The sequence below is a fragment of the Allopusillimonas ginsengisoli genome (assembly GCF_004153455.1).
Taxonomy (GTDB): Bacteria; Pseudomonadota; Gammaproteobacteria; order Burkholderiales; family Burkholderiaceae_B; genus Allopusillimonas; species Allopusillimonas ginsengisoli.
On record NZ_SDQE01000007.1, the window covers coordinates 124,217 to 140,193 of the forward strand.

Annotated in this window: 17 protein-coding genes; 6 read left to right on the forward strand and 11 right to left on the reverse strand. The window is 59.2% G+C overall.

Annotated features, from left to right (window positions below; all coding sequences use genetic code 11):
- The first annotated feature begins 102 nt into the window (after nt 1-102).
- A complete protein-coding gene (gene ugpQ, locus ERE07_RS13700; RefSeq protein WP_130009594.1) occupies nt 103-861 on the forward strand; it encodes a glycerophosphodiester phosphodiesterase in 759 nt (252 codons plus the stop codon).
- A gap of 12 nt (nt 862-873) precedes the next feature.
- Nucleotides 874-1,728: a 23S rRNA (adenine(2030)-N(6))-methyltransferase RlmJ gene (locus tag ERE07_RS13705; protein ID WP_130009595.1), complete on the forward strand. Its 855-nt coding sequence runs from the start codon at nt 874-876 to the stop codon at nt 1,726-1,728.
- Nucleotides 1,729-1,735: 7 nt separating this feature from the next.
- On the opposite strand, the gene ERE07_RS13710 is transcribed toward ERE07_RS13705, so the two are convergent.
- Complete coding sequence (locus ERE07_RS13710; protein WP_130009596.1) at nt 1,736-2,470, reverse strand: pseudouridine synthase; 735 nt, start codon at nt 2,468-2,470, stop codon at nt 1,736-1,738.
- A 142-nt stretch (nt 2,471-2,612) separates the two neighbouring features.
- Here ERE07_RS13710 and ERE07_RS13715 point away from each other — a divergent pair, with 142 nt between their 5' ends.
- Entirely contained in the window at nt 2,613-3,212 is a 600-nt protein-coding gene (locus ERE07_RS13715) for a chorismate--pyruvate lyase family protein (protein WP_425330983.1), read from the forward strand.
- A 74-nt stretch (nt 3,213-3,286) separates the two neighbouring features.
- On the opposite strand, the gene ERE07_RS13720 is transcribed toward ERE07_RS13715, so the two are convergent.
- From ERE07_RS13720 to ERE07_RS13730, 3 genes are read right to left on the reverse strand one after another with little or no spacing between them, the layout of a single operon-like run.
- The gene (locus ERE07_RS13720; RefSeq protein WP_130009598.1) at nt 3,287-3,847 is read right to left on the reverse strand and encodes a YaeQ family protein; all 561 of its coding nucleotides are present in this window, start codon (nt 3,845-3,847) and stop codon (nt 3,287-3,289) included.
- Nucleotides 3,848-3,857: 10 nt separating this feature from the next.
- Nucleotides 3,858-4,196 (reverse strand): P-II family nitrogen regulator, encoded by a 339-nt coding sequence (locus ERE07_RS13725; RefSeq protein ID WP_130009599.1) that lies wholly within the window; start codon nt 4,194-4,196, stop codon nt 3,858-3,860.
- Nucleotides 4,197-4,244: 48 nt separating this feature from the next.
- Nucleotides 4,245-5,528: a mechanosensitive ion channel family protein gene (locus ERE07_RS13730; protein ID WP_130009600.1), complete on the reverse strand. Its 1,284-nt coding sequence runs from the start codon at nt 5,526-5,528 to the stop codon at nt 4,245-4,247.
- 89 nt (nt 5,529-5,617) lie between these two features.
- Between ERE07_RS13730 and argH the strand changes: the two genes are divergently transcribed.
- On the forward strand, nt 5,618-7,039 hold the full coding sequence (gene argH, locus ERE07_RS13735; RefSeq protein ID WP_130009601.1) for an argininosuccinate lyase: 1,422 nt from the start codon (nt 5,618-5,620) through the stop codon (nt 7,037-7,039).
- A 52-nt stretch (nt 7,040-7,091) separates the two neighbouring features.
- On the opposite strand, the gene rlmD is transcribed toward argH, so the two are convergent.
- The 6 genes from rlmD to surE form a co-directional block, all read right to left on the reverse strand.
- Nucleotides 7,092-8,408, reverse strand: coding sequence for a 23S rRNA (uracil(1939)-C(5))-methyltransferase RlmD (rlmD, locus tag ERE07_RS13740; protein WP_130009602.1), 1,317 nt, complete (start codon nt 8,406-8,408; stop codon nt 7,092-7,094).
- A 154-nt stretch (nt 8,409-8,562) separates the two neighbouring features.
- A complete protein-coding gene (locus ERE07_RS13745; protein WP_130009603.1) occupies nt 8,563-9,237 on the reverse strand; it encodes a hypothetical protein in 675 nt (224 codons plus the stop codon).
- An 84-nt stretch (nt 9,238-9,321) separates the two neighbouring features.
- Nucleotides 9,322-10,119 (reverse strand): 3'-5' exonuclease, encoded by a 798-nt coding sequence (locus tag ERE07_RS13750; protein ID WP_130009604.1) that lies wholly within the window; start codon nt 10,117-10,119, stop codon nt 9,322-9,324.
- Entirely contained in the window at nt 10,116-10,928 is an 813-nt protein-coding gene (locus ERE07_RS13755) for a peptidoglycan DD-metalloendopeptidase family protein (protein WP_130009605.1), read from the reverse strand. The genes ERE07_RS13750 and ERE07_RS13755 overlap by 4 nt, the downstream gene beginning before the upstream one ends.
- Before the next feature lie 15 nt (nt 10,929-10,943).
- Nucleotides 10,944-11,636 (reverse strand): protein-L-isoaspartate(D-aspartate) O-methyltransferase, encoded by a 693-nt coding sequence (locus tag ERE07_RS13760; protein ID WP_342366246.1) that lies wholly within the window; start codon nt 11,634-11,636, stop codon nt 10,944-10,946.
- Between the two features lie 230 nt (nt 11,637-11,866).
- A complete protein-coding gene (gene surE, locus ERE07_RS13770; RefSeq protein WP_130009606.1) occupies nt 11,867-12,625 on the reverse strand; it encodes a 5'/3'-nucleotidase SurE in 759 nt (252 codons plus the stop codon).
- Nucleotides 12,626-12,762: 137 nt separating this feature from the next.
- On the opposite strand from surE, the gene plsY reads away from it, so the two are divergent.
- Nucleotides 12,763-13,443, forward strand: coding sequence for a glycerol-3-phosphate 1-O-acyltransferase PlsY (gene plsY / locus ERE07_RS13775; RefSeq protein WP_130009607.1), 681 nt, complete (start codon nt 12,763-12,765; stop codon nt 13,441-13,443).
- A 10-nt stretch (nt 13,444-13,453) separates the two neighbouring features.
- On the opposite strand, the gene tsaD is transcribed toward plsY, so the two are convergent.
- Nucleotides 13,454-14,518, reverse strand: a complete 1,065-nt coding sequence (gene tsaD, locus ERE07_RS13780; RefSeq protein WP_130009608.1) for a tRNA (adenosine(37)-N6)-threonylcarbamoyltransferase complex transferase subunit TsaD — start codon at nt 14,516-14,518, stop codon at nt 13,454-13,456.
- A gap of 101 nt (nt 14,519-14,619) precedes the next feature.
- On the opposite strand from tsaD, the gene ERE07_RS13785 reads away from it, so the two are divergent.
- Nucleotides 14,620-15,912, forward strand: coding sequence for an NCS2 family permease (locus ERE07_RS13785; RefSeq protein WP_130009609.1), 1,293 nt, complete (start codon nt 14,620-14,622; stop codon nt 15,910-15,912).
- Nucleotides 15,913-15,977 lie beyond the last annotated feature (65 nt).

Here is a 15,977-nt window from a genome sequence, read left to right on the forward strand (position 1 = left end):
GAAGTTTACCATTACCCCCGGCATATCCCTGCCGCATTTAACACGCCGGCGGGATAAAATAGGCGGTTTGCCTCAGCCCTTATCTTCCCGGATCCTGCCAAGATGCCCACCACCTGCCCTAACTGGCCCTATCCCCGTCTCATTGCCCACCGCGGCGCGGGCCGCCAGGCGCCCGAAAACACCCTGGCCTCCATGCGCCTGGGCGCCGGCCACGGCTTCCTGATGATGGAATATGATGTCAAGCTCAGCCGTGACGGCGTTGCCGTGCTGCTGCACGACGACACCATGGATCGCACCTCCAACGGAAGCGGGCGCGCAAGCGACCAGACATTCGCCGAACTGACGCGATTTGATTTTGGCGCCTGGCACTCGCCCAGTTATGCGGGCGAGCCGATCCCATCCTTGCACGCCATTGCCGCCTACACAATTGCCAATGGCATACACAGCAACATCGAAATCAAGCCCACTACCGGCAGCGAAGCGGAAACAGGGCGACAGGTTGCGTTACTGGCGCAGGCGCTGTGGCGCGATGCCAGCCTACCCCCACTGCTGTCGTCGTTCTCGGAAACCGCACTGCTGGCCGCCCAACAGGCAGCGCCTGAGCTGCCACGGGCGCTGCTGCTTGAAAAAGCGCTGCCTGCCGACTGGCAGGAACGCCTCCAACGATTGCAATGTTGCGGTGCCAACCTCAACGATAAACATACCGACCGCAGCAGTGTCGAGCAGCTTCGCAATGCCGGCTATACCGTGGTGGTCTGGACAGTCAATGATGTTGACCGCGCTCGGGAACTGCTTGAATGGGGCTGCGACGCCATCGTCACCGACGAAATCGAGGCAATCTCGCCTCGCCATCCCATCTGACGGAGGTCATCCTTGTTCAGCTATCGACACGCCTTTCACGCAGGCAACCATGCGGATGTCCTCAAGCATGCCGTTCTGGTGCACATCCTCGACTACTTCAACCGCAAGGACAACCCTTACTGGGTGATTGACACCCACGCAGGCGCGGGCATCTACGACCTGCGCAGCGACTGGGCCCTGAAAAACGGCGAATTCACCGAGGGACTGGATCGCCTGCTGGGCGTCGACAATCTGCCAGCAATACTGCAACGCTACCTGGAAGAAGTGGCGCACTTCAACCCAGACGGCATTGCCAACTTTTACCCCGGCTCGCCCTGGCTGGCCTTGAACTTGCTGCGCGAGCATGACAGGCTGCGCCTGTTCGAGATGCATCCGTCCGAAGCCGATGCGCTGCGCCACAATCTTCAGACGCTGGGAGGAACCGCCCTGCGCCTGGCCACGGTATACGAGGCCGACGGATTCAATGGGCTCAAAGGCCAGCTGCCGCCCGCACCTCGCCGCGGGATCACCATCATCGATCCATCTTATGAGGACAAGCTGGATTACCGCAAAACACTGCAGGCCCTGAACGAAGGGCTCAAACGCTTTGCGACGGGCTGCTTTGCGATCTGGCATCCCCTGGTGCAACGACGCGAGGCCAACGAAATGGCTCGCACACTCGAACGCCTGAAGGTGTCGTGGGTCCACGCAACCCTCACTGTACGCAAGCCGGCCGCGGACGGTTATGGCTTGCACGGCAGCGGAATGTTTGTGGTCAACCCGCCCTGGACGCTCTATCAAGCCCTGGAATCGGCAATGCCCTGGTTGGCAGAACACCTGAAACAGGATGATCGATCTGCATTCACCCTGAAGCAATACGGCAACTAAGGCGGCATCAGAACCGCTCGCTCTCCTTCATGTAACGCCACTTACCGGGCGGAAGGTCGCCCAGCACAACATTTCCCATGCGAACGCGCTTCAGGCCGACCACTTTCAGCCCGACGAGCTCGCACATACGGCGAATCTGACGTTTTTTGCCTTCGTGCAACAAGAACCGCAACTGATCTTCGTTCTGCCACTCGACATGAGCAGGCCTCAAGAGCTTGCCATCCAGTGATAGTCCGTGATTGAGCAGGGCCAGGCCATTGCCGGCGATCCGGCCCTGCACGCGCACGAGGTACTCTTTTTCGATGTCGGAATCCTCACCGACCAACTGGCGCGCGATCCTGCCGTCTTGCGTCAGCACGAGCAAACCCTGCGAATCAATATCGAGGCGCCCCGCGGGTGCGAGGCCGCGCAGATGAGCGGGATCGAAACGAAGCGGAGAATGATCGCCGCGATAACGGGTAGCGGCTGAAATCAGCGAGGCTGCGGTTCGATACCCGCCCTCCGCCTGACCCGACACATACCCAACCGGTTTATTGAGCAGTATCGTCACCCTGGAGGTCTGGCGGCGCTGCGCCTGCCTTTCCAGCGTAATCTTTTGATGCGGCCATGCCTTGCTGCCAAGCTCAGACACGACCTGGCCATCGACCCGTACCCAGCCGCGCTCTATGTAAGCGTCTGCCTCACGGCGTGAACACATGCCGCGCTCGGCCATAAGTTTAGAAATGCGTATTTTTTCTTCCATAACCTTTAAGGGTCGAATCCTGCTTGAAAATAACCTGGGCCGACTCGCACGGCGCCTGGCGAATGATTGATTTTAAGACGGGAGACTGCCCGGCGCATATAAAATGCCGATTCGCCTCCCCGAGTGATTTGCGATAATACGCATTATGCAACCGATTCCGCCCCGCCATAGCGACTGGCACGCAGCGCCCTCACCTTCCTTTAACCGCCAACAAAAATACTGGTTGTTTCGCCCCGGCGCCCTGACGTCGGGACTCAGGCAGTTGGGGGATGTACAACTTCGCGTCGCGCAGGAATATGCCCAAGGCTTATTGCCGGCGGAATCCTGGATGCTGGGTCGACCCGCACACAGCCCCGTATGGGTGCGGGAAATCATCATGGCGATCAATGGCACAGACAGCGTCTTTGCCCGCAGCTTCACGCCGCTTATTGCCTCTCATAGCTGGTGGCAGGGTATGCGCCGGCTGCGCACGCGCCCTTTGGCCGACATGCTTTATCACAATCCGCAGATTATTCGATCGCCGTTTTTTTCGTGCAGACTGCGCGAACAGAATCCGCTGTACCGAACAGCGGCCGCCATACTAGCTGAAAACTGCCCGCCCGCGCAAAAAATTCTGGCGCGGTGTTCCGTTTTCTGGCGACAAGGGCAACCGTTGCTCGTTGCCGAAGGTTTTTTGCCAGCCTTCTGGGGCGTGGCCGCCAAGGCAGCCTATGACCGTGGATTGTCCCCTGCATCGGTTTGATTAGCAGTTTACTGCCTGCGAAACCAGGGTCCCGACGCCTGAGGAACAGCATTGACTTGTCCGCTGTTTGCTGGCTAGGCGACCGCGCCGTGGCGGTCCGGGCTCCAATCCTCGATGTGCAACGACATGCTGTTGCTGTCCGACGACACAAGCACCGCGTCTTCATCGACACTGACATGCAGCGTCATGGAGCGTGCAGCGTACGTGCCGAGCGCCCGGGCGTCTGCGGGATCAACAGCCAACACCCTGAGGTTCTTCAACCGGCCGACCCCCGTCTGAACACCACGCCACCACACCTTGCTGGCCGGCCCGCCGTAGCAGAGCACTACGACCTCTTCGGCCTTGCCTGCTGCCTGCAGGAGGCGGCGTTCATCCGGATGGCCCAGTTCCACCCATTTCAGAATGGCGCCTGTGAGGTCTTTTTGCCACAAGGATGGTTCTTCCGTCGTGCTCAACCCCCGCGTGAACGCCAGACCTTCATCTGCCAGCAGCGCAAAGGCGAGCACTCGCAGCATCATGCGCTCGTCGGTTTCAGAGGGATGCCGGGCCAACGTGAGGGTATGGCTGGCATAGTAGCCGCGCTGCATATCCGCGATATGCAGCGCCAGCTTGAAAATGGTTGCTCGCAATGCCATAAAAGAAACGCTACAGTGCGTCTGCCCCGCTTTCGCCAGTGCGTATCCGGATGGCCTGCTCGACAGGCATCACGAAAATCTTGCCATCGCCTATTTTTCCGGTAAAAGCAGCCTTGATGATGGCATCGATCGCTGTTTCAAGCATGGTTTCAGGCAGCACGACTTCTATTTTGATTTTGGGCAGAAAATCGACCACATATTCCGCCCCGCGATACAGCTCGGTGTGGCCTTTCTGGCGGCCAAACCCCTTGACTTCGGTAACCGTCAGGCCGCTGACGCCGACATCAGCCAGCGCTTCACGCACCTCGTCCAGCTTGAACGGCTTGATGATTGCCGCAATCTGTTTCATGTATTAGCTCCGCGTAAAGGGGAATTATCGCACGATGCCAGCCTCGTTTCAGTTTGCGTCTAACGAATTGGGCCCCTTCCGCCACGCCAGCGCCAGATCCGTGCCAGACGGTGCCTGATACAGGCGCAGCGACATTTCGGGCAGGATGGAGAGCAGATGGTCGAAAATATCGCCCTGAATGCGTTCGTACTCGACCCAGGCAGTCTTGTCCGAAAAGCAATAGACCTCCACTGGCACGCCCTGGGAATCCGGCTCCATCATGCGCACAATCATGAGCATGTCCTGCCTGAGTTCCCGGTGCTGCCGCAGATAGGCAAGCGCATAAGCCCGGAAGGTACCGATATTGGTCAGGCGACGGCGATTGCCCTGTATCGTTGCCAAATCGCCCAGAGCGAGATTGCTTTCTTCGAGCTCGTGCTGTTTGCCGGCCAGGTAGTCCTTCAGCAGCGCAAAACGCCCCAGAGCGATGATCTCGTCCTCATCGAGGAAACGAATGGTGCTGGCATCCACGCGCAAGGTGCGCTTTATCCGCCGGCCGCCCGATTCGAACATATACCGCCAGTTCCGGTAGCTTTCGGCGAACAGTTTGTACGTGGGCACAGTCGTGACGGTTTTGTCCCAGTTTTGCACCTTGACGGTATGCAGGGCGATGTCAATGACGAAGCCGTCAGCGCCCGCCTGCGGCATTTCTATCCAGTCGCCAATGCGCAGCATGTCGTTGTGCGTCATTTGCGTGCTGGCGACCAGCGACAGCAGGGTGTCCTTGAACACCAGCAGCAACACCGCCGACAGTGCACCCAGCCCCGAGAGCATCAGTAGCGGGGAACGATCTATCAGGATGGAAACAATTGATATCAGACATATGGCCCAGAGGACAATCTTGCCGATCTCGAGGTATCCCTTGATGGAGCGCGTTTGCGCCCGGGTACTGGATGCATAAACATCTTGCCAGGCCGACAGCGCGCCGCTGACAGCCATGAACACGAACACCAGGCCCACAGATAGAAACATCCGCGCAATAAAGCTGAGGTATTTTTCTTCGATGGGGAGCAGGCCTATATTGCCCGCCACAACCAGCAGGGGCGCCGCGTAACTGATGCTGCGAAACACCCGCCGCCGGGACAACGACACAGACCAATCCTGATGGCCCATGGCAACCAGCGTTCGGCGCGCAATGGTGGTTACCACGCTGGACGTAAGCCAGCCCGCCAGCAGCATCAACAGCGCAAGCCCCAGCAAGCCGACGGCGATCTGGGCCCACAGCGATTCGGGAATATAGGCGGCGATCCGTTCGTTGGCCAGCCACTGGGCCAGCAAGGTGGGTTGTTCCATGGGTTAACGCCCCTACGCGAGGGACCGGCTGTAATCTGATTGGACGGCCCCTAATATAACGTAGCCTCGTCCCTTATAATTCACGCACTATGGCAAAAAACACAACTTCCGACTTGCATAACCAGTTTGCAAACAAGGCGCAGGCCTGGTCCGCCCGCTTTTCAGAGCCAGTGTCCGACCTGGTCAAACGCTATACCGCCTCTGTCGACTTCGACAAACGCCTCGCGGTATTCGACATTCAGGGCTCCCTGGCTCATGCCGATATGCTGGCTGCCATCGGCATTATCAGTGCCGATGACAAAGCGGCCATCGAAGAAGGCATGGCCGCCATCCTCGACGAGATCAACCAAGGCGATTTTCAGTGGTCGCTCGACCTTGAAGATGTGCACCTGAACATTGAAAAAAGGCTGGTGGAGCTCATCGGCGACGCCGGCAAGCGACTTCACACGGGTCGTTCGCGTAACGATCAGGTTGCAACAGACATACGCTTGTGGCTGCGCAGCGAGATCGATATCGCGCTGGATCTGCTGCGCCAACTGCGCCATCGCCTGGCCACGCTCGCGCTGGAACATGCCGATACGATTCTTCCCGGCTTTACACACCTGCAGGTTGCACAGCCGGTGACTTTCGGCCATCACCTGCTTGCCTATGCCGAAATGTTCGGCCGTGACGCCGAGCGACTTGCCGATTGCCGCAAGCGCACCAACCGCCTGCCCCTGGGCGCAGCCGCGCTGGCGGGCACTTCCTATCCTATCGACCGTGAACGCGTCGCCGCGTCCCTGGGGTTTGACGAAGTCTGCCGCAACTCGCTGGATGCGGTTTCCGATCGCGACTTCGCGATTGAGTTCTGCGCAGCGGCCGCACTCATCATGACACATATCTCCCGCCTGTCGGAAGAACTCGTGCTCTGGATGAGCCCACGTGTCGGATTCATCGACCTGGCCGACCGTTTCTGTACCGGTAGCTCGATCATGCCGCAAAAGAAAAACCCAGACGTTCCTGAGCTCGCCCGTGGCAAGACAGGGCGGGTCAATGGACATCTGATCGCCTTGCTCACGCTCATGAAAGGCCAGCCATTGGCCTACAACAAAGACAACCAGGAAGACAAGGAAGGGTTGTTCGATTCGGCGGACACCATCCGCGACACGCTCACCATCTTTGTCGACATGATTGGCGGCATCCGGGTCAATGCCGATGCCATGCGATCAGCGGCGCTGCAAGGCTTTGCAACCGCCACCGACCTGGCCGACTATCTTGTCAAGAAAGGCGTGCCCTTTCGCGATGCACACGAAACCGTGGCCCATGCAGTGCGGGCCTGCGAAGACAAAGGCTGCGATCTGGCAGACCTGTCCGTGGCTGAACTCCAGGAATTCCACCCTTCCATCGAAGCAGACATTCACCAGGTGCTTACCCTTGAAGGTTCCGTTGCCGCCAGGCGCCATATCGGCGGCACCGCACCGGAGCGCGTTCGGATAGAAGCCGAACAGGTGCTGGCGAAAACCGGCGGCTAAACCGCAGTGCGGCCGTGGCGGCCTCGCCACGGCCACATTGCATTGCCGCGCATTAAACGGCTTCGAACACCGCTATTGACTCGACATGGCCCGTGTGCGGGAACATGTTGACCACGCCTGCACCCGCCAGACTGTAGCTGCCTTCGTTGACCAGTATGCCTGCATCCCGCGCCAACGTGCCGGGGCTACAGGAAACATAGACGATGCGGCGCGGACGCTCATCGGGCGTCAAGGCCACCAGCGCGCGCGCGACGGCTTCGGCCCCTTCCCTGGGGGGATCAATCAGCATGCGGTCAAAATGCCCAAGACCGCGCAGCCATGCGACGTCCACCTCAAACAGATTCAGGGTGGCAAAGCGCGTCTTGTCTTGCAGGCCGTGTCGTTTTGCCGCGTCCGATGCCCTGTCGGTCAGGGCTGCGCTGCCCTCCACGCCAGTGACCTGCGCAGCACGGGTTGCGAGCGGCAAGGTGAAGTTACCCAGACCGCAAAACAGGTCTGCCACGCGATCCTGAGGCTGGACGTCCAGCAAGCTCAAGGCCTTGGACACAAGCACCTGATTGATTGCGTGGTTGACTTGCGTAAAATCCGTGGGACGATACGGCATGCGCAGGCCGAATTCAGGCAAGGCATACGCCAGCCTGTCCACATCCTCCGGATCGAGCGGGTGAACGGTGTCGGGGCCTTTGGGCTGCAGCCACCAACAGACGTTGTGGGCCTGGGCAAAATCGCGCAGCAAATCAATATCGCTGTCGAGCAGGGGCTCCATATGCCGCATCAGCAAAGCAGTGACCGTATCACCCACAGCAAGTTCTATTTGGGGGATGCGGTCTGGTTTGGACAATGTAGCGATCAAGTGCCGCAAAGGCATCAACATGTCTGACACATGGGGCGGCAATACGAGGCAACTGGCCATGTCGGCCACATAACTGCCACGACGCTCTCTGAAACCCACCAGCACACCACCCTTCTTTCTGACCAGACGCACGGACAAGCGGGCGCGATAACGATATCCTAAGGCCGGGCCATGCATGGGGGGCAATATGCGCTGAGAACGCAGCTTGCCAATGTGCGCCAATGCATCTTCGAGCACGCGCTGTTTGACGGCCACCTGTGCAGCAGGTTCCAAGTGTTGCATCGCGCAGCCGCCGCATACGCCGAAGTATGGGCAGGGAGGATCCACCCGCTGCGAGGAGGTCCGCAAGATGCGTTCCACCCTGGCGGTATCGTAGGAAGGTTTGCTGCGCCCCATACGCGCCAGCACGCGCTCTCCGGGCAAGGCCCCGTCGACAAAAACGACTTTTCCTTCTCGACGCGCTATCCCTCGCGCTTCGAGATCCAGAGATTCTATATCCAGTACTTCCAGTGTCATGAGTCAGGTGTCCAAATCAGGCAGGCCCGAATTTTAACCCCGCACTCGCCCTCGCCTCGTTCTGCACGGGCCTGCGACGAAAAAAAACCCATGCTGCCAAGCATGGGCCCAGTATAGCGGGCACCCGGACCGCTACACGTGTTTCAGAAGTAACTCATGACGCTACCGACGCAGCGGCTTCAGGTGTTTTGGCCTCGCCCGCCTTGCGTTCGGCGCGATGCTGCTTGCGTGCTTCAGCGCGCTTTGCGAATTTTTCCGCGCGTTCCGCAAAATATTGCGCGACCTTATCCTGCTGTGTGTCGTCTAGCGCATCCCAGACAGCCAGCCACTTTTCGTCCAGCTTGGTACGCTGGGCCTGCGCTTGCTCCTGTGCGGATTCCCGTTTGGCGAGCGCGGCCTTGGGGTCTATCTTGCCAGCTTTAGCCTGATCTATCCGTGACTTGTGGCCTTCCTTCATGCCCTCGCGACGCGACTTGCGGGCCTCGTCCTGCGCGGCGCGCGCGTCGTCAATGAGCTTATTCTGCGAATCGGTCAACGACAATGACGCGACAAATGGCTTGTCGAGCGGGCCATAGCCAGGCACCCACATGCCAACATCACGCATACGCTTGTGCATGCCGCGATGATGACGATCCTGCTTATGACGGACATGGGGGGTTGCATCCGTGGAAGAAGCCTGGCCAGCTGCGGCGGCCGAAGTGGCGGATGCTGTCGAGGCCGCGGACGCGCCGGCAGCCTGATTCGAGGCGGCGAAGGCGGATCCGCCAAACGCCAGCGCCGCGGTCAGTACGGCAATTTTTGCGGAGGAAGAAAAACGGTTGGCTTGCATGAGGAGATCCTTTGCTTGTTTAAGGAGCCTTCAGTATGCAAGCCAAGCCATTTCGGTCTTGTTTCAATGCGCACGCGATTTCTTTCAGCTGATTGCAGAAGGGAGGTTATCCCACGCCGCCAGGTATTCTTGCCAATGCGCCGCATCGCTATCCCGCAGCGTGTCCCGCACCAAAGCGACCTCGGACTCGTAGGCAACACGATCGAGCTCACCGCGCAACAGGCGGAACCGGCAATAGACCAACCACGTATTGACCACATCGGTTTCGCAATACGCCCGGACCTCGTCTGCCTTGCCTTCTGACCAGGCCCGCCACACCTGGCCTCCATCCATGCCAAGCTTGCCCGGAAAGCCACACAGTTTGGCCAGATCGTCCATCGGTGCGTTGGCGCGCCCGTTGTATTTGGCTAGTACATCCATCAGATCGACATGGCGATTATGGTATCGGCTGATGTAGTTGTTGAACTTGAAGTCGCGGTCATCTTCACCCATATCCCAATACCGGGGCGCGGGAATGCCGTGAATGAGACTGCGATAATGCAACACAGGCAGGTCGAAGCCGGATCCATTCCAGCTGACGAGCCTGGGCGTGTAGCGCTCTATGGTCTTGAAAAAACCCGAAAGCAGTACAGGTTCGGGATCATCCGCGCTGCCCAGTGTCTTGACCCGAAACCCCTGATCGTCGCGAAAAACACAGCCGACGACCGCGACCTTATGCAGATGCAAGGGCAAAAAGTCGTTCCCATGCGATTCGAGGCGCGCAGCAATCGCCGCCTCGATAATCTCGGTATCGGACATGTCCGGCCCCCATTGGGGGTTCAACCGGCGCAGGCCGTCTGCGTCAGGTATGGTTTCGAGATCAAAGACCAGAACCGGCGTCATCGGGTAGGCAGGTAGGAAAGCGGGTTGACCGGCGTACCGCGACGGCGAATCTCGAAGTGCAATCGTGGGGAACTGGTGTCCGTTTGCCCCAGGGCTGCGATCTTGTCGCCTTTCTTGACCTGTTGCCCCGTTTTGACCAGCAACTGGTCATTGTGCGCGTAGGCGGTTACGAACCCGTCGCCATGGCCGAGCAGAATGAGATTGCCCAAGCCACGAACACCGTTGCCGGCATACATCACATTGCCATCGGCAGCGGCATAGACCGGATTGCCGATAGTCCCTGAAATATCTATGCCTTTGGTGTTGGTGTTGAAACTTTGGATGATATCTCCGGACGCAGGCCAACCCCAACTGATCAGATTGGAGTCGCTGGCCCGGGCGGTCGCGGTCGGTTCGGCCGGCGTCACAGGGGTGACCGGCAGCGGCGTGGCGGTGCCACTATCCGGCGCGGGGGCCGGGGCGGTGGGCGCAGGGCCAGCGCTGTCCAGACGAAGCTGCTGACCGACACGCAGCACGTTGCTATTGCCGATATTGTTCAACCGAGCCAGCTCGCCAACGTCCATGTTGTTGGCGGTAGCGATCTTGTACAGCGTATCGCCCGGCTGTACGGTATACATGGCGCCCGTGGCCGCCTGCGAAGCGCCGGCTTGGCCGTCAGACAGGTCGGTGATCGGTGCACGCGTCTTGGAGGCGCATCCTGCCAGCAGCGCCGCAGAAACCAAAACGACCAGCGCAAGACTGCGTAATGCCGGCCTGGAATTGTTATTTAATGTCAAAGTCACGTCAGACGTTGCAGTCTCCGCGTGCATAAGGCTCTCCTGTTCTTAGTACGGCTGTACCCCAGAGCGCAGCGGCACAAAACGCACTGACTCGAGCTCAACACGGCGCCAATTGGCAGCGCCCGTACGCTCGATAAGAATCAATCGTTGTGCCGTCGTGCCTTCTGGAGCAATCAAACGGCCCCCAATGGCAAGCTGTTCCAGCAATCCTTGGGGAATTTTAATACCAGCAGCAGCAACGACGATCGCGTCGAAAGGTGCCACGCCGGGTAATCCTGCCATGCCATCTCCGTATATCAGCCGCACACGCGCCATGAGCCTGAGCGCCCTGAGACGATCGCGAGCTGGTTCGTAGAGCCCCCGAATACGTTCGATAGCATGGACCTCTTTGACAAACTGGGCGAGTACGGCTGTTTGGTAGCCGCAACCCGCACCCACTTCCAGTACTTTAACCGGAACTCGATTTTCGCACACGGCGGCGATCATGCGCGCCACCACCCACGGTTGGGAGATCGTCTGGCCATGCCCGATAGGCAATGCGGCATCTTCGTAGGCGCGGCTGGCAAGCCCTTCGTCTACAAAAATGTGACGTGGAACCGCCTGCATGGCGTTGAGCACGCGCTCATCCTGAATGCCTTGCCTGCGCAGCCGCTCGATCATGCTGGCGCGCAGGCGGTCGGAATTGAGCCCGAGATTGCCAGCGGCGCGGCTTGTAACGCCTTGAACCGCCTGGCGCACCGCGCTGGCGCCGTGACGGGGATGCGCTCCCGGGACTGCACCGATATGACGGGCACCTGAAGCGGCATCCACTGTCCGCGTCGGTTTGCTGCGCTGCGCAATATTGCTGTTTTCTGTTTCCAGCTGCCCCGCCTTGACGATGCGTGTATTGCTGTTGCTTGCAGACACGCCGCCGCCCAGCCTGGAATGTCCGAAACGGTTGCGAGTGCCAGTGGCAAAAGGCGAAGGTGCTACGGGTTTGCGCATAGGGGCTCCGCCCAGTCGCGCACCAAGTCCAGCTGATCGTAATGGGTAAGATCGAAGCGCAGCGGAGTGATGGAAACCGCGTTCTGTTCAATGGCACCAAAATCGGTGTCGGCCGACGAATCGGACACGCTGCCCACTGGCCCGATCCAATAGACAGGATCGCCGTACGGCGTTTTGGTTTTGACCACAGGCTCGGAAGGGTGCCGCTTGCCCAGACGCGTTACGCGAATTTCCTGGATGGCCTGGACAGGTACGGCGGGAATATTGACGTTCAGCAAAAAATGGCCGGTGAGGGGTTCGCTGGTTTGACGCTCAACCACCTTGCGGGCGATCTCGGCGGCGGATTCGATATGCTCCCAGCCCTTGCGTACCAGCGAAAACGCAATCGACGGAATGCCGAACAGATAGCCTTCGGTTGCCGCAGCGACTGTGCCGGAGTACAGGGTATCCTCGCCCATGTTGGCTCCATTGTTGATGCCTGATACGACCAGATCCGGGCGAAAATCGAGCAACCCCGTCAGTGCGATATGCACGCAGTCGGACGGCGTACCGTTGACGTAGTAAAAGCCATTGCTGGCCTGCCTCACCCACAAAGGCCTATTCAGCGTCAGTGAATTCGAAGACCCGCTGCAATTGGTTTCGGGCGCGACCACCGTGACATCGCCCAGCCCTTTCAGGGCACCCACCAGGGCTTCGAGCCCCGGGGCGTTATAGCCATCATCATTGGATACCAGTATGCGCATTGCCCTTCCAGGAAAACTCAACCGAACGTAGCGAATTGTACCCGGTCGTTTTGGTATTTTGGGTTGCACTGGTTAGAATCCTGCTGCACCCTCCAGGAACTCGCAGTTCCCATTGACGCTCTCATAAAACTTCGAATATGTCCATCATCATCGCGCTTGCACTTATCGCCGCCTCTTACCTGATCGGCTCTATCCCGTTTGCTGTGGTCGTAAGCCGAGCCATGGGTCTGGCCGATCCCCGCAGCTTTGGGTCACGCAACCCGGGCGCCACCAATGTGTTGCGGACAGGCAACAAAACAGCCGCAGCGCTTACTTTGCTGGGCGACGCTGCAAAAGGCTGGCTGGCGGTGTTTCTGGCCAACCGCCTGAGCGAGCAAGCTCAACTGCCGATGGCGGTTGTCGCACTCTGCGCCGTCGCTGTTTTCCTGGGGCATGTTTTCCCGCTATTTCTGGGCTTCAAGGGCGGAAAAGGCGTCGCCACGGCACTGGGGGTCTTGGTGGGCATCAACGTGTGGCTCGCCCTGGCTACCGCGGCAACCTGGGCGATCGTCGCGTACGCTATGCGCTACTCATCGTTGTCGTCCATCTGCGCCGCGATTTTCGCCCCGCTGTTCTATGTACTCGGCGGCAACGTGGCATGGCCGCTCGAGCCATCGCTGATGATTGCCATCACCGCCATCAGCATCATCCTGCTGTTCCGCCACAAAGCCAATATCAGCCGCCTGTTGCAAGGAAAAGAAAGCCGTATCGGCGGCGCCGCTGACAAGCACACACCGCCCCAAAAAACCAAACCCATCCGGCGTGAACGCCACAAATAAGGTCGCACGCTCAGGCGTGAGCCTCGCCTTCTGCCCTGCCCTGGCTTATCTCCTGCAGATCCCACCGTGGCCGCACGGTAAAGGCGTGGTCCCCGCTGGCCAGATCCACCAGGCCAGCCTGCACCCGACAAGCCGCCGCATAGGCAATCATCGCGCCATTGTCTGTACATAAATCAAGAGGCGGAAAAAACACCTCGCCACCCATTTTCTTCATGGCCAGGACCAGGCGATCGCGCAACAGACGATTCGCGCCGACGCCCCCCGCCACGACCAAGCGCTTGAAGCCAGTCCGCTTCATCGCCTTGAGTGATTTTTCTGCCAGCACATCGACAATGGCGGCTTGGGTTGCCGCAGCCAGATCGGCCTGTTGTTGTGGCTCCAGATGACCCGAGCGCTTCTCGATCGATTTCAGGCGCGTCAATACCGCAGTTTTCAGACCGCTGAAGCTGAAATCCAGATCACCGCTATGCAGCATGGGACGAGGCAAATCGAAGCTGGCCGCGTCACCCCGCTCGGCCAACTTGGACAAGGCAGGGCCGCCAGGATAGCCCAACCCCATCAGTTTCGCTGTTTTGTCGAAGGCTTCGCCCGCCGCATCGTCGAGCGTTTCGCCCAACAACTCATAGGCACCCACTCCGTCGACCCGCATCAGTTGTGTATGGCCGCCCGACACCAGCAAGGCAACAAAGGGAAACTGTGGCCTGGGCTCCGCCAGCAGCGGCGATAGGAGATGGCCCTCAAGATGGTGGATGGGAATGGCCGGCAGGTCACGCGCCCACGCAAAAGACTGGGCCACACTCGCGCCAACCAGCAAGGCCCCGGCCAGGCCTGGCCCGGCCGTATAGGCAACGGCATCAATCTGATCCATCGTCAGGCCAGCTTCATCCAGCACCTGCCGGGTGAGCGGCAACACACGCCTGATGTGATCGCGCGAGGCGAGTTCGGGCACCACGCCGCCATATTCACGGTGCATGGCGATTTGCGTATGCAGTGCATGCGACAGAAGACCTTTTTCTGTACTGACCAGGGCGACACCGGTCTCGTCGCAGGAGCTTTCAAAACCAATAATATTCATTGCCACAGTTTACAACCAGCCGCGAAACCGTCTTAGAATCCACTGTGCGTCCCTATCCGGACGTACACAAGAAAAAATCAATGCAATATCGGGGAAGACCTATGCTAGAGCGCCTATTCCAGCTGCAAGCGCACGGAACGACTGTGAGAACGGAAATACTGGCCGGCCTGACGACGTTCCTGACCATGTCCTACATTATTTTCGTCAATCCTGACATCCTGTCGACAACAGGCATGGACAAGAGCGCCGTGTTTGTCGCCACCTGCCTTGCCGCGGCGCTGGGCACGCTGATCATGGCCTTTCTCGCCAACTGGCCCATTGGCATGGCGCCGGGCATGGGGCTGAACGCATTCTTTGCCTTCACGGTGGTGGGCAGCATGGGTTACAGCTGGCAGCAAGCGTTGGGCGCGGTCTTTATTTCGGGCGTGATATTTGTGATTCTGACGGTTACCGGAATCCGTGCCTGGCTGATTGCCGGCATACCCAAGTCCTTGCGTTCGGCCATCGCTGCGGGGATTGGTCTGTTCCTGGCTATCATTGCCTTGGGTAGCTCGGGCATTGTTGTCGCCAATCCAGCCACCAAAATCGGGCTGGGCGATCTCACCTCCGCGCCGGCCCTGTTTGCCATGCTGGGCTTTTTCATTATCGCGGGGCTGGATGCGCTGAAAATACGGGGCGCCATACTTATCGGCATTCTGGTCGTCACAGTGCTCTCCATTCTTACCGGCAACAGCGAATTCTACGGCATCTTTTCTGCGCCCCCCAGCCTTGCCCCAACGTTTCTGCAGCTCGATATCATGGGCGCCTTGAACACGGGTTTTGTTCATGTCATTCTGGTGTTTGTACTGGTCGAGGTCTTCGATGCGACCGGCACCATGATAGGCGTTGCAACCCGCGCCGGACTGATCCAGGAAGGCAAGCCCAATCGCCTGGGCCGCGCGCTGCTGGCAGACAGTTCCGCCATCGTGGCCGGTTCCTTTCTGGGTACCAGCAGCACAACCGCTTATGTGGAAAGCGCCTCCGGCGTCCAGGCCGGCGGACGCACCGGGCTGACCGCGCTGACCATCGCCATCTTGTTTCTGCTGTCGCTGTTTCTGGCCCCGCTGGCTGGCGCAGTACCTGCCTACGCCACTGCGCCAGCCCTCCTCTATGTTGCTGGCCTGATGCTGCGCGAAATCACGCATATCGACTGGGACGACGTCACCGAGTCGACCCCGGCAGCCTTGACGGCCATTGCCATGCCATTTACCTATTCCATTGCCAACGGCTTGGCTTTCGGTTTCATCAGTTACGTCGTGCTCAAGGCGGTGACAGGGCGTTTTCGTCAAATTCACTCTGCCACGCTGCTGGTTGCGGTGCTGTTTGTCATCAAATATGCCTTCTTTCCCGATTGATCGGGCAGGCGCCCCGGCGCCTGCACAAGCTGCTCAAAGACGCTACACTGGTGTTTCAAACTATC